The organism is Mycobacterium sp. 1081908.1 (assembly GCF_001673535.1).
Lineage (GTDB): Bacteria > Actinomycetota > Actinomycetes > Mycobacteriales > Mycobacteriaceae > Mycobacterium.
Map to the genome: position 1 here is coordinate 11,661 of NZ_LZLY01000106.1, position 18,936 is coordinate 30,596.

General features: G+C 68.1%; 15 protein-coding genes. 13 read left to right on the forward strand and 2 right to left on the reverse strand.

Translation table 11 applies throughout. The features are described 5' to 3' along the window. Window positions 1-10: 10 nt before the first annotated feature. Window positions 11-3,355: a bifunctional lysylphosphatidylglycerol synthetase/lysine--tRNA ligase LysX gene (gene lysX, locus A5655_RS17635; RefSeq protein WP_369807231.1), complete on the reverse strand. Its 3,345-nt coding sequence runs from the start codon at window positions 3,353-3,355 to the stop codon at window positions 11-13. Window positions 3,356-3,773: 418 nt separating this feature from the next. On the opposite strand from lysX, the gene infC reads away from it, so the two are divergent. The 5 genes from infC (at window position 3,774) to A5655_RS17660 (ending at window position 6,757) form a co-directional block, all read left to right on the forward strand. After that, on the forward strand, window positions 3,774-4,382 hold the full coding sequence (infC, locus tag A5655_RS17640) for a translation initiation factor IF-3 (RefSeq protein WP_082978725.1): 609 nt from the start codon (window positions 3,774-3,776) through the stop codon (window positions 4,380-4,382). 72 nt (window positions 4,383-4,454) lie between these two features. Next, complete coding sequence (rpmI, locus tag A5655_RS17645) at window positions 4,455-4,649, forward strand: 50S ribosomal protein L35 (protein WP_067012098.1); 195 nt, start codon at window positions 4,455-4,457, stop codon at window positions 4,647-4,649. Between the two features lie 58 nt (window positions 4,650-4,707). Further along, on the forward strand, window positions 4,708-5,103 hold the full coding sequence (gene rplT, locus A5655_RS17650; protein ID WP_067012100.1) for a 50S ribosomal protein L20: 396 nt from the start codon (window positions 4,708-4,710) through the stop codon (window positions 5,101-5,103). Further along, entirely contained in the window at window positions 5,104-5,898 is a 795-nt protein-coding gene (locus A5655_RS17655; protein WP_067012102.1) for an RNA methyltransferase, read from the forward strand. Between the two features lie 154 nt (window positions 5,899-6,052). After that, the gene (locus tag A5655_RS17660; protein WP_082978724.1) at window positions 6,053-6,757 is read left to right on the forward strand and encodes a PE family protein; all 705 of its coding nucleotides are present in this window, start codon (window positions 6,053-6,055) and stop codon (window positions 6,755-6,757) included. A 13-nt stretch (window positions 6,758-6,770) separates the two neighbouring features. Here the strand turns inward: A5655_RS17660 and A5655_RS17665 are convergent, their stop codons facing one another. Further along, window positions 6,771-7,829, reverse strand: a complete 1,059-nt coding sequence (locus A5655_RS17665; RefSeq protein ID WP_067012106.1) for an oxygenase MpaB family protein — start codon at window positions 7,827-7,829, stop codon at window positions 6,771-6,773. A 262-nt stretch (window positions 7,830-8,091) separates the two neighbouring features. Here A5655_RS17665 and A5655_RS17670 point away from each other — a divergent pair, with 262 nt between their 5' ends. The 8 genes from A5655_RS17670 to A5655_RS17705 form a co-directional block, all read left to right on the forward strand. Continuing rightward, window positions 8,092-8,943 (forward strand): adenylate/guanylate cyclase domain-containing protein, encoded by an 852-nt coding sequence (locus tag A5655_RS17670; protein WP_231999193.1) that lies wholly within the window; start codon window positions 8,092-8,094, stop codon window positions 8,941-8,943. A gap of 18 nt (window positions 8,944-8,961) precedes the next feature. After that, window positions 8,962-9,765, forward strand: a complete 804-nt coding sequence (locus tag A5655_RS17675; protein ID WP_067012126.1) for a rhomboid-like protein — start codon at window positions 8,962-8,964, stop codon at window positions 9,763-9,765. A gap of 124 nt (window positions 9,766-9,889) precedes the next feature. Beyond that, window positions 9,890-10,933, forward strand: coding sequence for a phenylalanine--tRNA ligase subunit alpha (gene pheS, locus A5655_RS17680; protein ID WP_067012110.1), 1,044 nt, complete (start codon window positions 9,890-9,892; stop codon window positions 10,931-10,933). Then, entirely contained in the window at window positions 10,933-13,419 is a 2,487-nt protein-coding gene (gene pheT / locus A5655_RS17685; RefSeq protein WP_067012112.1) for a phenylalanine--tRNA ligase subunit beta, read from the forward strand. The genes pheS and pheT overlap by 1 nt, the downstream gene beginning before the upstream one ends. Window positions 13,420-13,605: 186 nt before the next feature. After that, a complete protein-coding gene (locus A5655_RS17690; RefSeq protein ID WP_067012114.1) occupies window positions 13,606-15,075 on the forward strand; it encodes a PE family protein in 1,470 nt (489 codons plus the stop codon). 175 nt (window positions 15,076-15,250) lie between these two features. Continuing rightward, the gene (locus A5655_RS17695; RefSeq protein WP_067012116.1) at window positions 15,251-16,642 is read left to right on the forward strand and encodes a PE family protein; all 1,392 of its coding nucleotides are present in this window, start codon (window positions 15,251-15,253) and stop codon (window positions 16,640-16,642) included. Between the two features lie 281 nt (window positions 16,643-16,923). Next, entirely contained in the window at window positions 16,924-18,444 is a 1,521-nt protein-coding gene (locus tag A5655_RS17700; RefSeq protein WP_067012118.1) for a PE family protein, read from the forward strand. A 312-nt stretch (window positions 18,445-18,756) separates the two neighbouring features. Beyond that, window positions 18,757-18,936, forward strand: a 180-nt coding sequence (locus A5655_RS17705; RefSeq protein ID WP_156764908.1) for a PE family protein, incomplete at its 3' end; no start/stop codon positions are given.

Below are 18,936 nucleotides of genomic sequence, written 5' to 3' on the forward strand. Positions count from 1 at the left end.
CCGGGCCGGACTAATGCGGCTTGGCCAGCGGGAACGGCAGAGTTTCGCGGATGCTTCGACCGGTTATGAGCATGACGAGCCGATCGATACCCATACCGAGCCCGCCGGTGGGCGGCATCGCGTACTCCATGGCTTGCAGGAAGTCCTCGTCGAGCTCCATGGCTTCGGGGTCCCCGCCGGCGGCCAACAGTGACTGCTCCTGCAGGCGGCGCCGCTGCTCCACCGGATCGGTCAGCTCGCTGTAGGCGGTCCCGAGTTCCACGCCCCACGCCACCAGGTCCCACCGCTCGGCCACGCCGCGCTGACTGCGGTGCGGCCGGGTCAGCGGCGACACGGACGTGGGGAAGTCGATGTAGAACGTCGGCTGCTCCGTCCGGTCCTCCACCAGGTGCTCGTAGAGCTCCAGCACCACCGCGCCGGAGTCCCAGTGCGCCCGATACGGAATGTGCACGGCGTCGGACATCCTGCGCAGCGCGGCGAGGGAGGTGTCGGGATCGACGCGCTCGCCCAACGCTTCCGACACCGCGTCGTACACGGTCTTCACCGGCCATACGCCGGAGATGTCGACCGGTTCGAGGCGGCCGTCGCTGCCGTCACCGCCGGCGCGGGGGCGCAGCACGGTCTGCTCGCCGTTGGCGGCCTGTGCGGCGTTCTGGATGAGCTCGCGGCAACCGTCGATCCACACCTTGTAGTCGGCGTGCGCCTGGTAGGCCTCCAGCAGCGTGAACTCCGGGTTGTGGCTGAAGTCGACGCCCTCGTTGCGAAACGCCCGGCCCAGCTCGAACACCCGCTCCACGCCGCCCACGCACAGCCGCTTCAGGTAGAGCTCCGGCGCGATGCGCAGGAACAGGTCCATGTCGTAGGTATTGATGTGGGTGACGAACGGCCGGGCGGTGGCCCCGCCGTGGATCTGCTGCAGGATCGGCGTCTCGACCTCGATGAAACCCTTGGCGAACAGCGTTTCCCGAACGGAGCGCAACACGTCGCTGCGGGCCCTGATCAGCTCGCGGGACTCCGGATTGACCGCCAGGTCGACGTAGCGGGTCCGCACTCGCGCCTCGGGGTCGGTCAGCCCCTTCCACTTATTCGGCAACGGCCGCAGGCACTTACCGGTCATCCGCCAGTCGCGCACGATCAACGAGCGGGTCCCCTTTTTGGAGAAGCCCATATGGCCGGTCATCTCGACCAGGTCACCGAGATCGATGGCCGCGGTGAAATCGGCGGTGCGGCCGCGTCCGAGGTGCGAATTGTCCAGCAGCACTTGCATTTCGCCCGACCAATCACGCAGCTGGGCGAACAGCACGCCGCCGTAGTCGCGGATCCGCAGGATGCGGCCGGCCACCGACACGTCTTCCTGGTCGTCGGCGTCCAACGCGGCGGCCACCGCGTGGCTGGGCGGGCATCCCACCGGGTAGGCGTCAACGCCGTTGCGCTGCAAGATCTTCAGCTTGGCCAGGCGCACCCGCACCTGCTCGGGCAGGCGCGACCTCGACTCCTCGGCCTCGGCCGCCTTGACCCCGCGCTGCAGGTCGCTCACGTCGGGCGTCGACCCGTCGTGGTGCAGCAGCCCCGACTCCGCCAGCCGGGCCGGCACCGCGGGATGGTGCCCGGTGTGCACCTTCTCACGCCGGCTGAACGGCAGGACCAGGAAGCCCTCCGCGATCACCGAGGCGACGCCGACGCGCGGAACCAGCCGGGCGTCTTCGTAGCACGCGTACCGCGGAACCCACTCGGGCTGATACTTCATGTTCGAGCGGTACAGCGTCTCGAGTTGCCACCACCGCGAGAAGAACAGCAGGAATCCGCGCCACAACCGGGCGACCGGTCCGGCGCCGAGCTGGGCGCCCTGCTCGAACGCGGAGCGGAACATCGCGAAGTTCAGCGAAATGCGGATGATGCCAAGGGCTTCGGCGTTCAGCGCGAGCTCGCTGACCATGAGCTCGATGGTGCCGTTGGGGGATTGCGGGGAGCGGCGCATGAGGTCCAGAGAGACCCCGGTGCTTCCCCACGGGACCAGCGACAGCATCGCGACCACGCGGCCCTCGCGGTCGATGGCTTCGACAAGCAGGCACTCGCCGTCGGCCGGGTCGCCGAGCCGGCCCAGCGCCATCGAGAAACCGCGCTCGGTCTGGGTGTCGCGCCAGGCGTCGGCGCGCGAAATCGTTTCGGCCATCTCGTCGGCGGAGATGTCGCGGTGCCGCCGGATGCGCACCGTCAGCCCGGCCCTGCGGGCCCGCGTCACCGCCTGGCGCACCCCGCGCATGTCGGGGCCGGACAGCTTGTAGTCGGAGGTTCGCAGGATCGCCTCGTCGCCCAGCTCGAGGGCGTTGAGCCCGGCCTCCCGGAACACCTGGGCGCCTTGCGAACTGGCGCCCATCACGCCGGGTGCCCAGCCGTAGGTCTGGCACAACCCCAACCATGCGTCGACCGCCTGCGGCCATGCCCTCGGGTCGCCGATCGGGTCGCCGCTGGCCAGGCAGACCCCGATCTCGACCCGGTAGGTGATGGCCGCGCGGCCGCTGGGCGCGAAGACCACCGACTTGTCGCGGCGGGTGGCGAAGTATCCCAGCGAGTCCTGCTTGCCGTACAGCTCGAGCAGCCCGCGGATCGCGGACTCGTCCTCACCCGTGAGCGCGTTGTCGGCGCGCTGGGACTGGAACAGCACGATCGTCGCCGCGATCAGCGCGAGCGCGCCGAACAGCCCGAAGATCGCGTTGAGCAGGACGTGCGGCCGGCCGGTGAACGCGTCGGGATCGACGATGGAGAACCCGACCACCCGGTTGACCACGTACCAGAAGCGGGAATCGGGTGCCAGGGTGCCCGGCCACATCTCGACCAGGCCCCAGGACGCCAGGATTCCGATCACCAGGCCGGCGACCAGGACCGCGGCCGCTTTGAACAGCGCGGCCTTGCGCACCTTCGCCCAGAACTGCCGATAGGACAGAACGAGCAGCACGATCGCCACGATGTGCACGGCGAAGCCGAGGTTCTCCCCGAAGGACTCGGCCGCGGTGTTGTCGCCCGCGGCGATGTCGGCGGCGTTCAGCCCGGCGGCCAGGACCATGTTGCCGAGCAGCAGCACCCAGGCGATGCGTTTGCGCGCGGTGAGCGCCGCGGCCAGCAGCGCCAGCACGAACGACCACGCGATGCTGGTGTCGGGGAAGTTGAACAGGTAGTCGTTGATGAACTCGCGCGGGACCTTGATCAGCCACCGGATCAGCGGCGACACGCTGGCAATCAGCGACACCGTGGCGATGACGCCGACGGTCCAGCCCGCCGCCGCCGGTACCCAGCGATACCGGGAGTTCGGCTGGCTGCCCGAACGCGGGCCGAAGCGGGACGTAGCGAGTGTCACAGACCGCGAGGATATGCCGTCAAGCCGTGAAAATCCTGGCGAAGCGCCAGGAGACGCGGGCAGCAGTTGGCCGGGTTCGTCGAGCGGGAGCGACGCGCGCCGGACGCCCGTCCGGGCGCGGACGTGCAGGAAGACGCGTCATGGCTGCTAAACTATCGACTGCGACCATCCCGGTGAATGCCGGGGACAGTAAGTGGAGTCCCACTCCCACCGCTGGCCACGAGCTTTTTCAAGGTACAGCGGTCCGGTCACAGGCATCGTGAATGCCTGCTTCGCGCGCAGCGCGGGCGGCTGGAACAGTTCCAGCCGCGATCGGTCGGCATGGGCCCTGCTTTTGCAGGGCTTTTTTGCTGATGGTGTGGTTTTCCACCGCTGCGGCCGCCACTCGAGAAAGCAAAAGCCCAACAAGGGAGGCCCCATCAGCACTGAGACCCGCGTCAACGAGCGCATCCGCGTACCTGAAGTCCGATTGATCGGCCCAGGGGGAGAGCAGGTAGGCATAGTGCGCATCGAGGACGCACTGCGCGTCGCCGCGGATGCCGATCTCGACCTCGTCGAAGTTGCCCCGAACGCCAGACCTCCGGTCTGCAAGATCATGGATTACGGCAAGTTCAAATACGAGGCGGCGCAAAAGGCGCGCGAATCCCGCCGGAACCAGCAGCAGACCGTCGTCAAAGAACAAAAGCTGCGACCGAAGATCGACGATCACGATTACGAGACCAAGAAGGGCCACGTAATCCGCTTCCTGGAGGCGGGATCGAAGGTCAAGGTCACCATCATGTTTCGCGGACGTGAGCAGTCGCGGCCCGAGCTGGGCTACCGATTGCTGCAGCGCCTGGGCGCGGACGTCGCCGACTACGGGTTCGTCGAAACGTCCGCCAAGCAGGACGGCCGCAACATGACGATGGTCCTGGCACCGCACCGCGGCGCGAAGACCCGCGCCCGGGCGCGGCACCCAGAAGGACCCGGGGGAGGCGCGGCACCGGACTCCGATGCGGAGGCCGACGCCAGCCCCTCGCCCAACTGACCTGACACGAACGAGTACCAGCCAGTACCGAAGGTACTGAAAGTGCTGAAAAGTACTGAAAGCAGAGGAAACATGCCCAAGGCCAAGACCCACAGCGGGTCGTCGAAGCGGTTCCGGCGCACCGGCACCGGGAAGATCCTGCGCCAGAAAGCCAACCGCCGGCACCTGCTGGAGCACAAACCGTCGACCCGGACCCGGCGGCTGGACGGCCGCACCACGGTGTCGGCCAACGACACCAAGCGCGTCAACAAGCTGCTGAACGGCTGATCAGCCGGCACTAGTCCACTTAGAACCATTTACTGCCAGAACGAGAGTAGGAACATCCATGGCACGCGTGAAGCGGGCGGTCAACGCCCACAAGAAGAGGCGCAGCGTCTTAAAGGCCTCGAAGGGCTATCGCGGCCAGCGGTCCCGGCTCTATCGCAAGGCCAAAGAGCAGCAGCTGCATTCGCTGAACTACGCCTACCGCGACCGTCGTGCGCGTAAGGGCGAGTTCCGCAAGTTGTGGATCTCGAGGATCAACGCGGCTGCACGCGCCAACGACATCACCTACAACCGCCTGATCCAGGGCCTCAAGGCCGCCGGGGTCGAGGTGGACCGCAAGAACCTCGCCGACATCGCGATCACCGATCCGGCGGCGTTCACCGCGCTGGTCGACGTCGCCCGCGCGGCGCTGCCCGAGGACGTCAACGCCCCCTCGGATTCCGGAGAGGCCGCCTAACTGCCGGCGACGCCGGCGCCGCTCACCGAACGCTCGGCCCGGGTGGCCGCGGCGGTGAAATTGCATCGGCACGTCGGGCGCCGCCGGGCGGGAAGGTTCCTGGCCGAGGGCCCGAACCTGGTCGGGGCCGCGGCCGCGCGCGGGCTGGTCCGCGACGTGTTCGTCACCGAGCTCGCCGCGCAGCGGCACGCGGCGTTGCTTGCCACGCAGCAGTGCCCGGTGCACCTGGTCACGGAGCGCGCGGCAAAAGCGCTCTCCGACACGGTGACCCCGACGGGGCTGGTGGCGGTCTGCGACATGCCGGCGACCGCGCTCGAGGACGCCCTGGCGGGTTCGCCGCGGCTGGTTGCGGTTCCCGTCGAGATCAGTGAGCCGGGAAACGCCGGCACGCTGATTCGCATCGCCGACGCGATGGGCGCGGGGGCGGTGGTGCTCGGCGGGCACAGCGTCGACCCGTACAACGGCAAGTGCCTGCGCGCGTCGGCCGGCAGCATGTTCTCGATCCCGGTCGTCGCCGCGCCCGACGCCGCCGCCGCCGTGGGCGCGTTGCGTGCCTCCGGGTTGCAGGTGCTGGCCACGACGGTGGACGGGGAGACCCGCCTCGACGAGGCGGACCTTACGGCGCCGACGGCCTGGCTGTTCGGGGCCGAGTCCCACGGCTTGTCGGCCGAGCTGGCGGCGGCGGCGGACCGTCGCGTGCGCATCCCGATGCCCGGCGGTGCCGAAAGCCTCAACGTGGCCGCCGCCGCGGCGATCTGCTTGTATCAGAGCGCCCGGGCGCTCGACGGCTCTTAATCCCTTCCAGCAAACCGCGCCGGGGGCGTGCAGCAGTTGGTCGCAAAAGTTTGGCGATACCGGCTCTCGGGCGGGCACCGGTTGTTACGCTTTGCCTCTCGTCGCTGGTCCGGCGGTTTGTGTCGGGACCGGTTCGACGGTAGGGAGGCCGACAATGTCATTGCTGAGGGTGGCGCCCGACATCGTGTCGGAGGCAAGCGGAAACTTGCAGAATTTGGGCTCTGCGCTGCGTGAAGCGAGCGCAGCCGCGGCGAGCCAGACGACCTCGGTCGTCGCTCCGGCCGCCGACGAGGTGTCGGCGGCGATCACGGCGCTCCTCGGTTCTCACGCCCAGGAATTCCAGGACATCAATGCACGGGCGACGGCCTTTCATGAGGAGTTCGTGGGCGGGTTGAACGGTGCCGCGACCCAGTATGCGAGCACCGAGCTTGCCAGCGCCCAGCAAACGCTGGCGAACTTCGTGGCAGCGCCGCCCCAGGCTCCGCCGGCCGCGGCCTTCACCCCCGAATTCAGCCGGAGCTTCAACGTCGGCCCCTTTGAGATATCGCTGAGCGCGACGGCGCTTTCCTTCGGCACCGGCGGGGCGTTGGGACTCGCCAATGGAAGCCTCGCCCTGAACACCCCGTTCGGTGTCGTGCCGTTGCTGTCGGCCACCGGGACCGACGCCTTCGCTCCCAACGGCCAGTTCCTTTTGTCGCTGGGTCAAGCCCTTCCGCATTTTTCCTACGGGACATCGGTGACCGGGACGCTATTGCCCGCGATCTCGATCACCGGGGTGACGGTCGGTATCAGCCATTTACAGCTCTCGTTCCCGGGGACCTACTTCGGCGGCCTTCTTCCGAACGCTTCGATCCAGTAGCTGTCGGGCCCGTTCAAGCCGCTTTGGGCCTGCGGCCCCGGGCGGGCCGCAGGCCGGTAAGCGAGAGCGTGCCGTGCACCAACGATCCGGCGCGCTCCATCAGGAACTTGGCGGGGTCGAGCGGGGTGCGGGGAGCGAATCGCGGCCGGGGCGGAAAGTAATGCATCGGCAGCCCGCGGCGGTCGCGCGGGGGTGCCATGAACGCCGGCGCCTCCACCAGCGGCGCGTCGTTGGGTAGCCGCCCTTCGGCGCGGCGATAGGCGGCCAGCGCGCGCGGGTGTAGTCGGATCTCGTCGGGAACGGCCAGGAAGGCCAGCTCGACGAGTTTGCCGAAGACGCGCAGCAGCACCTCGTCGCCGGGCGTCCAGTGCATCCCGGCCTTCTCGCGCACCGCCGGCTCGAACAGCCCCGCCGCGATCCAGCGCTGACCGGCCACCAGCGGCCTGAACAACTGGTCCCAGACCGGCGTCGGCATCAGCACGAACTTGGGCTTGGGAATGCGGATCTTGAAGATGTCCAGCGTCGCCTGGTTGATTTCCAGCTCTTCGCGGCACACCCGATCCCAGTACTCCTGGAACTCCTCCCAGGATCGGGGCACCGGGCGCATGCTCATGCCGTACATGCGGTACCACTGCACGTGCTCGTCGAACAGCTGTCGCTTCTCCGCTTCGGTGAGGCCCCCGCAGAAGTACTCGGCCACCTTGATGATGAGCATGAAGAACGTGGCGTGCGCCCAATAGAACGTCTCCGGGTTGAGCGCGTGGTAGCGGCGCCCCGCACCGTCGACGCCCTTGATGGTGCGGTGGTAGCTCTTGATTTGCTGGCCGGTCTCCGCAGCGCGGGCGCCGTCGTAGACCACGCCCATGATCGGATAGACCGAGCGCGCCACTCGCTGGAGCGGCTCGCGCAGCAGGATGGAATGCTCTTCGACGCCCGCGCCCAGCTCCGGATACATGTTCTGGATCGCGCCGATCCAGACGCCCATCATTCCAGTGCGGAGGTCACCGAAATACTTCCAGGTGAGCGAGTCGGGTCCGAGCGGATCGGCGGATGTCGTTGGTATGGCAGTCATCTCGGCCTCCTGCGCTCACGATAACTTTGACAACGCACGTTGTCTACGATTTCGGCGAACGGCGCGGCCGGGTGTTATGGAGTTTCCACACCGGTGTGGCACGGTCGTGATCAGGCGTTTGTCGCGAGACGGGACACAGACGTGGCGCCCGTCATTGCCCGCTTCTCCCGCGAGCACCTAACCTGGCCAAGTGGAACTCGCGCCGCGCGATCCGGACCCGGGCGAGGCCTCGGAGAGAGATCTGAAGACCGACCATGAGGCGGTGGCGACGGCACCGCCGGCTTCCGAACGGCGGTCTCCGGCGCGGTGGCTGCACTCCACGAATCACAGCCCCGGCGTGGTGTCGTTTCTGCGGCGCGCGCGGCGGCTGTTGCCCGGCGACCCCGAGTTCGGCGACCCACTTTCCACCGCGGGCGAGGGCGGTCCGCGCGCGGCGGCACGAGCCGCCGACCGGCTGCTGGGGGATCGCGACGCGGCCTCGCGCGAGCTCAGCCTGGGTGTGCTGCAGGTGTGGCAGGCGCTGACCGAGACGGTTTCCCGACGCCCGGCAAACCCAGAGGTCACGCTGGTTTTCACCGACCTGGTCGGCTTCTCCACGTGGTCGCTTCAGGTGGGCGACGAGGCGGCCCTCACCCTGCTGCGACGGGTGGCGCGGGCGGTCGAGCCGCCGCTGCTCGACGCGGGCGGGCACATCGTCAAGCGCATGGGCGACGGGCTGATGGCCGTATTCCGCGATCCGACGGTCGCCGTGCGGGCGGCGCTGGCCGCCAACGAGGCGCTGAAATCGGTTGAGGTGGCGGGCTATACACCCCGGATGCGGGTCGGGATCCACACCGGCCGACCGCAGCGGATGGCCGCGGACTGGCTCGGCGTCGACGTGAACGTCGCCGCTCGAGTTATGGAACGCGCCACCAAGGGTGGAATCATGGTGTCGAGCTCGACGTTGGATCAGATACCGCAAACCGAGCTGGACGCGTTGGGCATCGTCGCCAAGCGTGCACGCAAGCCCGTATTCGCGGGTAAGACCGCCGGCGTCCCCGCTGACCTGGGGATATACCGCCTCAAGACTCTTAGGGAGTTAACAGCCTTTGATCACACTTCCGAAACAAATTAGTCCACATAATGGATGGCAATGATTGGGGGCATCTTCTCCCGGCTTGCCCGGGTCCGGTTCACGGTGGGGTACGTGGCGGCGTTGCTTGCCATCAGTTGCGCCCTGCTGGCGCTGGGCCCGCAGGCCCATGACGTGCTCGTTCAGCGGGCCAGCACCAACCTGCACAACCTGGCCCATGGCCACGTGGGCACCCTTTTGGGCAGCGCGCTCGTCGTCGACGCCGGACCGCTCTACTTCTGGTTGCCCTTCCTGACCTGCCTGCTCGCGCTGGCGGAGCTGCACCTGCGCACCATCCGGCTGGTGGTGGCTTTCCTCGTCGGCCACATCGGCGCGACGCTGGTGGTGGCCGCGGCGCTGGCCGCGGCGGTCGAGTTCGGCTGGATGCCGATGTCGATCACCCGGGCCAGCGACGTCGGGATGAGCTACGGCGCGCTGGCGGTGCTGGGGGCGATGACGGCGGTGATTCCCGCGCGCTGGCGGGCCGCCTGGGTCGGCTGGTGGGTCGCGGCGGGACTCGCCTCCGCGATCATCGGGGGCGATTTCACCGACGCGGGCCACACCGTGGCCGTGGTCCTCGGCGTGCTGGTGTCCGCGCGGTTCCGGCAGCCGATTCACTGGACGCCGCTGCGTTTCCTGATGCTGGCGGCATCGTCCGGGTTCGGTTTCCTCATGCTGGCCCACCACTGGGGGACCATGGCGGCCGCGCCGGCGTTCGGCATCCTGGGGGCGCTGGCGGCCCACAAGACCTATCAATTCCTCGCCGCGCGCAATGCGTTGGACGACGGTCTGCTGCCCGCTGTGCAGCCGACCATGGCCGGTTAGTCCCCAGCCGGCAATCTCCGCGGCGCGCGCCGAGCGCCGGGCACCGAATCACCTATGATCGGCACTTGCGCTGGGCACATCCCGGCGCGTCCAACAGCCTCGTCAGCAAGGAGAGTGCCGCCGCGTGGGCGATCAACCCGTCGACCTGTCGCCGGAAGCCTTGGCCGAGGCGGTCTCGGCCGCCCGCCAGGCCATCGCGGGCGCCGACGACCTGGACGCGCTCGCGCGGGTCAAGACCGAGCACCTCGGCGATCGCTCGCCGCTGGCTCTGGCGCGTCAGGCGCTGGGCGGTGTTCCCAAGGACGAGCGCGCCGACGCCGGTAAGCGCGTCAACACCGCCCGCGGCGAGGCACAGCGCAGCTACGACGAACGGTTGGCGGCGCTGCGCGCCGAGCGCGACGCCGCCGTCCTGGTCGCCGAGGGCATCGACGTCACGTTGCCGTCGACGCGCCAACCGCCCGGCGCCCGGCACCCGATCACGATCCTGGCCGAGCACATCGCGGACACCTTCATCGCGATGGGCTGGGAGCTGGCGGAGGGACCCGAGGTCGAAACCGAGCAGTTCAACTTCGACGCCCTGAACTTCCCGGCCGACCACCCCGCCCGCAGCGAACAGGACACCTTCTACATCGCGCCCGAGGATTCCCGCCAGCTGCTGCGCACCCACACCTCGCCGGTGCAGGTCCGCACGCTCTTGGAGCGCGAGCTGCCGGTCTACATCGTCTCTATCGGCCGCACCTTCCGCACGGACGAGCTCGACGCCACCCACACGCCCGTCTTCCACCAGGTCGAGGGCCTGGCCGTCGACCGCGGCCTGTCCATGGCGCACCTGCGCGGCACGCTGGACGCGTTCGCGCGCGCCGAGTTCGGGCCGGCCGCGCGCACCCGGATCCGGCCCCACTTCTTCCCGTTCACCGAGCCGTCCGCCGAGGTCGACGTGTGGTTCGCCAACAAGAAGGGCGGCGCCGACTGGGTGGAGTGGGGCGGCTGCGGGATGGTGCATCCAAACGTGTTGCGCGCCGCGGGAATTGATCCCGACGTCTACTCCGGATTCGCGTTCGGCATGGGCCTGGAACGCACGCTGCAATTCCGCAACGGGATCCCCGACATGCGCGACATGGTCGAGGGCGACATCCGGTTTTCGCTGCCGTTCGGGGTGGGTGCCTGATGCGCGTTCCCTACAGCTGGCTGCGCGAGGTCGTAACGGCCGGTGCCCCGGGCTGGGATGCGGCACCCGACGACGTCGCGCAGACGCTGGTGCGCATCGGCCACGAGGTCGAAGAGGTCGTGACCGTCGGCCCGGTCGACGGCCCCCTGACGGTCGGGCGCGTCACCTCCATCGAGGAGCTCACCGAATTCAAGAAGCCCATCCGCGCCTGCCTGGTGGACGTGGGCGAGGAGAAGCCACGCGAGATCGTTTGCGGGGCGATGAACTTCGCGGTAGGCGACCTGGTGGTGGTGGCACTGCCCGGCACCACGCTGCCCGGCGGATTTGCCATCACGGCGCGCAAGACGTATGGCCGTAGCTCCGACGGCATGATCTGCTCGGCCGCCGAACTCGGTTTGGGCGCAGACCATTCTGGGATCCTGGTGCTGCCACCCGACACCGCCGCGCCGGGAGCCCCGGGTGCCGACGTGCTCGGTCTCGACGACGTGGTTTTCCACCTGGCGATCACCCCGGACCGTGGCTATTGCATGTCGGTGCGGGGCGTGGCCCGCGAGATAGCGTGCGCCTACGACCTCAACTTCGTCGACCCGGCCGACATCAAGCCGCTGCCGGTCGAGGGAGAGGCGTGGCCGCTCACGGTGGACGCCGCGACGGGCGTGCGTCGGTTCGCGCTGCGTCCGGTCACCGGGATCGATCCCGCCGCCGTGTCGCCGTGGTGGCTGCAGCGCCGGCTGCTGTTGGCCGGGATCCGCGCCACGTCTCCGGCGGTGGACGTCACCAACTACGTGATGCTCGAGCTCGGCCACCCCATGCACGCGCACGACCGCAGTCGCATCACCGGGGGCCTCGGGGTGCGATTCGCGCGGCCCGGCGAAACCGTCGTCACGCTGGACGACATCGAGCGCCGGCTCGATCCTGCCGACGTCCTCATCGTCGATGACAAGGCGACCGCGGCGATCGGCGGCGTCATGGGAGCGGCCACCACCGAGGTGCGCGACGATTCCACGGACGTGCTGCTGGAGGCCGCGGTGTGGGACCCCGCCGGGGTGTCGCGCACCCAGCGACGGCTGCACCTGCCCAGCGAGGCGGCCCGCCGCTACGAGCGTGCGGTGGACCCGGCCATCTCGGTGGCAGCGCTGGACCGGTGTGCCGCGCTGCTGGCAGAGATCGCCGGGGGAGCGGTGTCGCCGACGCTGACCGATTGGCGGGGGGATCCGCCGCGAGAGGACTGGTCGCTCCCACGCATCCGGATGAGCGTCGACCTGCCGGATCGAATCGCCGGCGTGGCCTACGGCCCGGGTACGACCGCCCGCCGTCTCGCCCAAATCGGCGTCGCGGTGGCCGAAAACGACGACATCCTGATCGTGACGCCGCCGAGTTGGCGCCCCGATCTGTTGCAACCCGCCGACCTCGTCGAGGAGGTCATGCGGCTGGAGGGGCTGGAGGTCATCCCGTCGGTGCTGCCGGCGGCCCCCGCCGGCCGGGGCCTCACCGCGGTGCAGAAGCGGCGCCGCGCGATCGGCAAGTCGCTGGCCCAGTCGGGCTACGTGGAGATCCTGCCGACGCCGTTCCTGCCCGCGGGCGTTTTCGACCTGTGGGGACTGCCGGCCGGCGATCCGCGGCGCGCGACGACACATGTGCTCAACCCGCTGGAAGCCGACCGTCCGGCGCTGGCCACCACGCTGCTGCCGGCGCTGTTGGAGGCCTTGGGGCGCAACGTATCCCGCGGGCTCGTCGACGCCGCGCTGTTCGCCCTGGCGCAGGTGGTTCAGCCGACCGACGAGACCCGCGCCGTGGAGCTCATCCCGGTCGACCGCCGGCCCACCGACACCGAGATCGCGATGCTGGACGCGTCCCTGCCGCGACAGCCCCAGCACGTCGCCGCGGTGCTGACCGGCCTGCGTGAACCGCGCGGGCCGTGGGGTCCCGGCCGCCGGGTCGAAGCCGCCGACGCGTTCGAGGCGGTGCGAATAGTCGCGCGCGCCAGCGGGATTGACGTTCGTCTCCGGGCGGCCCAGCATCTGCCCTGGCATCCGGGCCGGTGCGCCGAGGTGCTCGTGGGCCAGACGTGCGTCGGTTACGCGGGACAGCTGCATCCCGCGGTGATCGAACGCTCCGCGCTGCCCAAGGGCACCTGCGCGATGGAGCTGAACCTCGATGCGATCCCGATCGTCGACGTGCTGCCTGCGCCGCGGGTGTCGCCGTTCCCAGCTGTATTCCAGGACGTCAGTCTCGTGGTGCCCGCGCACGTGCCGGCCCAGGCCGTTGCGGACGCCGTTCGCGAGGGGGCCGGGGAATTGCTGGAAGACCTGCAGCTGTTCGATGTGTTCACCGGCCCGCAGATTGGCGAGGACCGCAAATCCCTGACCTTCGCCCTGCGCTTCCGGGCACCGGATCGGACACTGACCGAGGACGATGCGAGCGCGGCCCGCGGCGCAGCCGTGCGGCACGCCGCCGAGGCGGTCGGCGCCGAACTTCGCGCCTAAAGGTACTGGTCCAGCTCGTTACGGGATTGCTGGTCATTTACAGACCGACTTACGAGACCAATGGCACGGTACTGCCGGCGTTTGAGTTCTCCAATTCTTACTTGAAAGTAAGGAAATTGTTATTAGACTCACGTCTGGCAACGGGCGTTGTCACTCATCGGGCAAACAATCGAAGGGAGATTTTTGATGTCGTTTCTAGTAGCGACGCCAGAGTTACTTCAGGGAGCGGCCCAGGATTTAGCGGGTATCCGTTCGTCGTTGGCTGAGGCGACCGCGGCGGCCACCGGCCCCACCACGGGCATGGCCGCGGCCGCTGAGGATGAAGTATCGATCGCGCTGGCTTCGCTATTCGGCAACTTCGGCGAGCAATTCCAAGCCGTCAGCGCCCAAGCGCAGGCGTTTCACAACGAGTTCGTCAGCCAGATCAACGCGGGCGCCGGGGCCTACCTGAACGCTGAGATCGCCAACGTGGAGCAGACCCTGCTGGGCAGCGTTGGTGCACCCGCGCAGTTCCAGGCTTTCGAAACGGCAGCTGCGCCAGCACTTTTCAATAGCATTACCGGTTTCGGTGCCACCGTCGCCGCCCCTTACCAGGCGCTCGTCTCCAACACCGCGGCCAACCTGCAAAGCCTCGGCGGCGGCATCGCGGCCAACCCGGCGCCGTTCCTGCGTCAGTTCCTCACCAACCAGGCGCTCTACGGGCAGACCATCGCCACCGGGTTCCAAAACACCGTCTTGAACCTGCCCGCCGAGTTCGCCAACCTGCCGGCGACCATTCAGGCGGGCGTCCAGGGGCTGCTGTCTTTCAACCCGTTGCCGATCGCTCAGCAGTTCATCAACCAGCAGATCGGCTACGCCCAGCTGATCGCCACCTCGTTGCAGAACGCCGGCAACGACTTCGTCGCCGGGTTGTCCGCCTTCCCGGCCAACCTGCAGGCCGCCATCCCGATCTTCCAGTCCGGCGATGTCACCGGTGGGCTGCTACAGGTCGGCGGCGCGTTCCTGGCCCCCTTCTTCTCCGGCTTCAACATCAGCATCGACAACGTCACGAGCCTCATCACCATCACCCCCGCGGGCTCCGTGGGAGACCTGTTGCCGATCCTCGGGATTCCCGGACAGATGGCGCAGAACTTCACGAACCTAATCCCCGCCGGCACCATCCCGCGAATGATGGCGCAGAACGCGACGAACGTGTTCACGACGCTGACCGACCTGTCGCAGACCCTGGATCTCAACTCTGGCAATCTGCACGTCGGATTGCCGTTGGTGCTCGCGCTCGACGCGATCGGGGCGCCGGTCGTCACGATCGAAGCGTTGGCGTCCAGCGGAAGCGCGATTGTCGGCGCGTTGCAAACCGGGGACGGGCTGGGCGCGCTTGCGACCTTGATCGACGTTCCCGCCGTCGCCGCGAACGCCTTCCTCAACGGCCACGGGACGTTCGGCCTGCCGCAGTCGCTGTTCGGAATCGATACGATCACGCTGATCCCGCTCGGCGGGATCCTGACGCCCCCGCAGTTCGCGCAGCTCAGCATCCCGCTCCTGAGCCCAGATCCAATCCCGCTCGGCGGCACCGGTTTTGGGGGCATCATTCCCGCCCTCGCGACCTTGCTGCCCGAACAGCTGACCCTGGCGATCGGCGCCCCGCCGGTCGGGTAGTCGTCGGGAGCCGGGACGCGGCGGATCGCGGCGTCCCGGCGCGGGCGGCGCGCGATCTACGACCCCCTCGCGCGGTTTTCTACGCCATTTGACCGATGGTCTTCGGCGGCGACGCCGAAAAGATCTTACTTACAAGTAAGAACTGATCGTCGGGCAAACAGTCGAGGAGATCGGGATGTCGTTTGTGAGCGTGGCGCCGGAGCTGATCCAGGGTGCCGCACAGCAGCTGGCGGGTGTTGGTTCGTCGCTGGCCGAGGCGGCCGCGACCGCGACGGGCCCCACCACCGGGATCACCGCCGCCGCCGGCGACGAGGTGTCTGTCGCGATCGCCGCGGTGTTCGGCAACGCCGGGCGGCAATTTCACGCGATGAGCGCCCAAGCGCAGGCGTTTCATTCGGAGTTCGTCTCGTTGATGAACGCCGGGGCGGGCGCCTACGCGAGCGCCGAGGCGGCCAACGCCGAGCAAGTTCTGCTGGACTTCGGTGCCACCGTCGCCGCCCCCTATCAGGCGTTGGTCTCCAATACCGTGAACAACCTCCAAAGCCTGGGCGGCGCCATCACCGCGAACCCCGCGCCGCTTCTCAACCAATTGCTCAGCAACCAACTTGGGTACGGTCAGTCCGTCGCGACGGGGTTTCAGAACGCGGTGGCCAACCTGCCCGCCGAGCTGGCCAATCTGCCGGCGGCAATCCAGGGGCTGTCGGCCTTCGACCCCGCCTCGATCGCGCAGCTGGTCGTAGGCCAACAGATCGGCTACGCGCAGTTGATCGCCACCTCGCTGCAGAACGCCGGCAACGATTTCCTGGCGGGTTTGACCGCGCTGCCGGCGAACCTGCAAACCGGGCTGCAGACCATCATGTCCGGCGACGTCACCGGCGGGCTGCTGCAAGTCGGCGGCGCCTTCTTGGCTCCGATCTTCACCAATCTCAGCGTCACCGTGGACCCCGTCACCGGGCTTCTCGATATCGTTCCCGGCGGCGCCTTGGGGGACCTCGTGCCCATCCTCGGCATCCCCGCGCAGATGGCGCAGAACTTCACGAATCTCCTTCCCGCCGGGTCGATTCCGGCGACGATGGCGCAGCGCGCGACCAACCTGTTCACCACGCTGACGGACCTGTCCCAGACGCTGGACCTGAACACCGGCAACCTGCACATCGGGTTGCCCGTGGTGCTCGCACTTGACGCGCTGGGCCCGCCGCTCGCCACGCTGCAGGCGGTCGGATCCAGCGCGAGCGCGTTCATCGGCGCGGCGCAAACCGGCGATGCCCTCGGGGCGGTCGCCGCGCTGATCGATGCGCCAGCCGTGATCGCCAACGGCTTCCTCAACGGCCAAGCGGCTTTGCCCCTGCCGGCCTTGCTCGGCGGTCCCGGCGGTATCGAAACGATCACCGCGATCCCGGTAGGGGGCATCCTCACGCCCCTGCAATTTGCGTCACTCAGCATCCCGGCGCTCGGGCCGGGATCGCTCACCCTCAGCGGCACCACCTTCGGCGGGATCCTGCCCGGCCTGCTGGTCTTCCTGCCCGAAACCCTCGCGCAGGCGATCGGCGCGCCGCCGATCGCGTAGGCGTCGCGACGCTCTGAGCTGCCCCGATGCGCCCGGCGACGGGCCAAGCCGTTCGCACGCGTAATGATTTCTATGAACCCCTCCCTGCCGTATTGACAAAAGGCGGTGGGTTATTAGACTCACGTCTGTCTTGGTTACCGGCGGGTAAGATTACTGCTCGGTAAGCGACAGCAAGCAGGGTCGAGGGGGGCCTCGCGCACGTCCGTGCGCGGGGCCTTATTCGGCTGCGTTCGTGTGGGTGACCACTGGTCATTGCCCAGTGGCCCGAGGAGAGGGTGGATATGTCATTTGTGATCGCAGCGCCGGATCTGGTCGAGAGCGCGGCCACGGATTTGGCGGGTATTCGTTCGTCGCTGGCCGAGGCGGCGGCAACCGCGGCGGCTCCCACGACCGGGATCGCGACCGCGGCTCAGGACGAGGTATCGGTCGCGATCGCATCGATGTTCGGCGACTTCGGCCAGCGATTCCAGGCCGTCAGCGCTCAGGCGCAGACCTTTCATCAGGAGTTCGTTGCCTTGATGAAGGCCGGCGCCGGCGCCTACGCGAGCGCGGAGGCCGCCAACGCCGCGCAGGCCGCGCTGGGCGGCGGGATCGAACAGGCCGGCGCGCAAGCGATTTCGAACGCGATCGCCGCGTCGCCGATCGGTTTGGGTTCGCTTCCGACGGGCGGGGCGTCCGCGTTGATGAGCGGGATCGGCTCGTTCGGCGCCACGGTGGCCGCGCCGTACCAGGCGCTCGTCTCCAACACGGTCACCAACCTGCAGGCCATCGGAGGCACCGTCACCGCCAACCCGTTCCCGTTCCTGCACCAGCTGGTCAATAACCAGATCTTCTACGGGCAGGAGATCGCCACCGGCCTGCAGAACCTGCCCACCGCATTGGCGAACCTGCCGGCAACCATTCAGGCTGGGCTGCAGGGCCTTTCGACGGTCAATCCCGGGGCGGTGCTGCAGCAGTTGATCAGCAACCAGATCGGCTACGCCCAGACGGTGGCCACAGGGCTTCAAAGCGCCGCCCACGATTTCGTCACCGGGATCCAGACCCTGCCGGGCGGCTTCCTGACCGCAGCCCAGGATCTCTTGGCCGGCGACAACGGCGGCGCATACGGCGCCATCAACCGGACGCTCATCAATGCCTTCCTCCCGGGCTTCAACGGCGTTCAAGTGGGGTCGGATGGATCGACGCTCGTTACCGATATCGTGCCGATAGGTCCTCTGGGCGACCTGGCACCCATCGTGGCCATCCCCGGACAGATGGCGCAGAACGTCGCCAACCTGTTCCCGGCGGGAACCATTCCGGCGCAGATCGCGCAGCACGCGACGAATCTGATCAGCGCCTTCACCAACCTGGGGACGACGCTGACAATCTCGAATACGGCCGAGCTGAGCTTTGGGATTCCGCTGCAGCTGATCTTGGACGGGATCGGCGGGCCAGCGAATGCGCTCAGCGCGCTCAACTCGACCGGCGCGGCGCTGGTCAGCGCTGCGCAGGCCGGGAACGCGTCGGCGTTCGCCGCCACCTTCCTGGATGCCCCGGCCGTCGTCGCCAACGCGTTCCTCAACGGCACCACCGTCGTAACGCTGCCCCCGGCGACCGTCTCGCTGCTGGGCCTTTCTCTCCCCTCAACGACGTACTTGACCCTCGGCGGAATTCTCGCCCCGCTCACTACCCCCGAGGTCTTGGTTGATTTGGATGGATTCCCGTTGCAGCTCCAACTCACAGGTGGAACCCCGATCGGTGGGCTGATTCCCGGGCTGTTGAGCTTCCCGGCACAGCTGGCCGCGGACATCGCCGCCATGTAGTTCGGCGCACCTGTCAATCGTTGCGGGGAGGGCGCCGGTGTGCACCGGCGCCCTCCCTAGCTGTGTGTTTAGGGCTCCGCGCCGCCAACATCGCCACCGTAACGGTTGCTGTGAAAACGCAAATTGTCTTTTTCGCCAGGGTCGGCGCCTTATTAGGCTCGTGTCTGTCAGGGTTACTGCTGGGTAAGTTTCCGGCCGGTAGCCAGCAGCGAATGACTCGACGGGGGCCTCGTGTGCGCGGGTTCCCTGGGTCTCGTACTGAATATCGGGTGACCACCGGTCATCCGACTGGTGCCCGAGGAGAGAGTGGAAATGTCGTATGTGATCGCAACGCCGGACCTGGTGCAGAGCGCGGCCCAGGATCTCGCCGGTATTCGTTCGTCGCTAGCGGAAGCCGCGGCGTCGGCGGCCGGCCCCACCACCGGGATAGCGACGGCCGCTCAGGACGAGGTATCGGTCGCGATCGCATCGATGTTCGGCAACTTCGGCCAG

What these genes read in the sequence shown, in the direction of transcription:
- A5655_RS17690 (WP_067012114.1), top strand. Translation starts at nt 13,606, where the DNA reads ATGTCGTTTCTAGTAGCGACGCCAGAGTTACTTCAGGGAGCGGCCCAG.
- A5655_RS17660 (WP_082978724.1), top strand. Translation starts at nt 6,053, where the DNA reads ATGTCATTGCTGAGGGTGGCGCCCGACATCGTGTCGGAGGCAAGCGGA.
- rpmI (WP_067012098.1), top strand. Translation starts at nt 4,455, where the DNA reads ATGCCCAAGGCCAAGACCCACAGCGGGTCGTCGAAGCGGTTCCGGCGC.
- A5655_RS17675 (WP_067012126.1), top strand. Translation starts at nt 8,962, where the DNA reads ATGATTGGGGGCATCTTCTCCCGGCTTGCCCGGGTCCGGTTCACGGTG.
- A5655_RS17695 (WP_067012116.1), top strand. Translation starts at nt 15,251, where the DNA reads ATGTCGTTTGTGAGCGTGGCGCCGGAGCTGATCCAGGGTGCCGCACAG.
- pheT (WP_067012112.1), top strand. Translation starts at nt 10,933, where the DNA reads ATGCGCGTTCCCTACAGCTGGCTGCGCGAGGTCGTAACGGCCGGTGCC.
- A5655_RS17700 (WP_067012118.1), top strand. Translation starts at nt 16,924, where the DNA reads ATGTCATTTGTGATCGCAGCGCCGGATCTGGTCGAGAGCGCGGCCACG.
- A5655_RS17665 (WP_067012106.1), bottom strand. Translation starts at nt 7,829, where the DNA reads ATGACTGCCATACCAACGACATCCGCCGATCCGCTCGGACCCGACTCG.
- rplT (WP_067012100.1), top strand. Translation starts at nt 4,708, where the DNA reads ATGGCACGCGTGAAGCGGGCGGTCAACGCCCACAAGAAGAGGCGCAGC.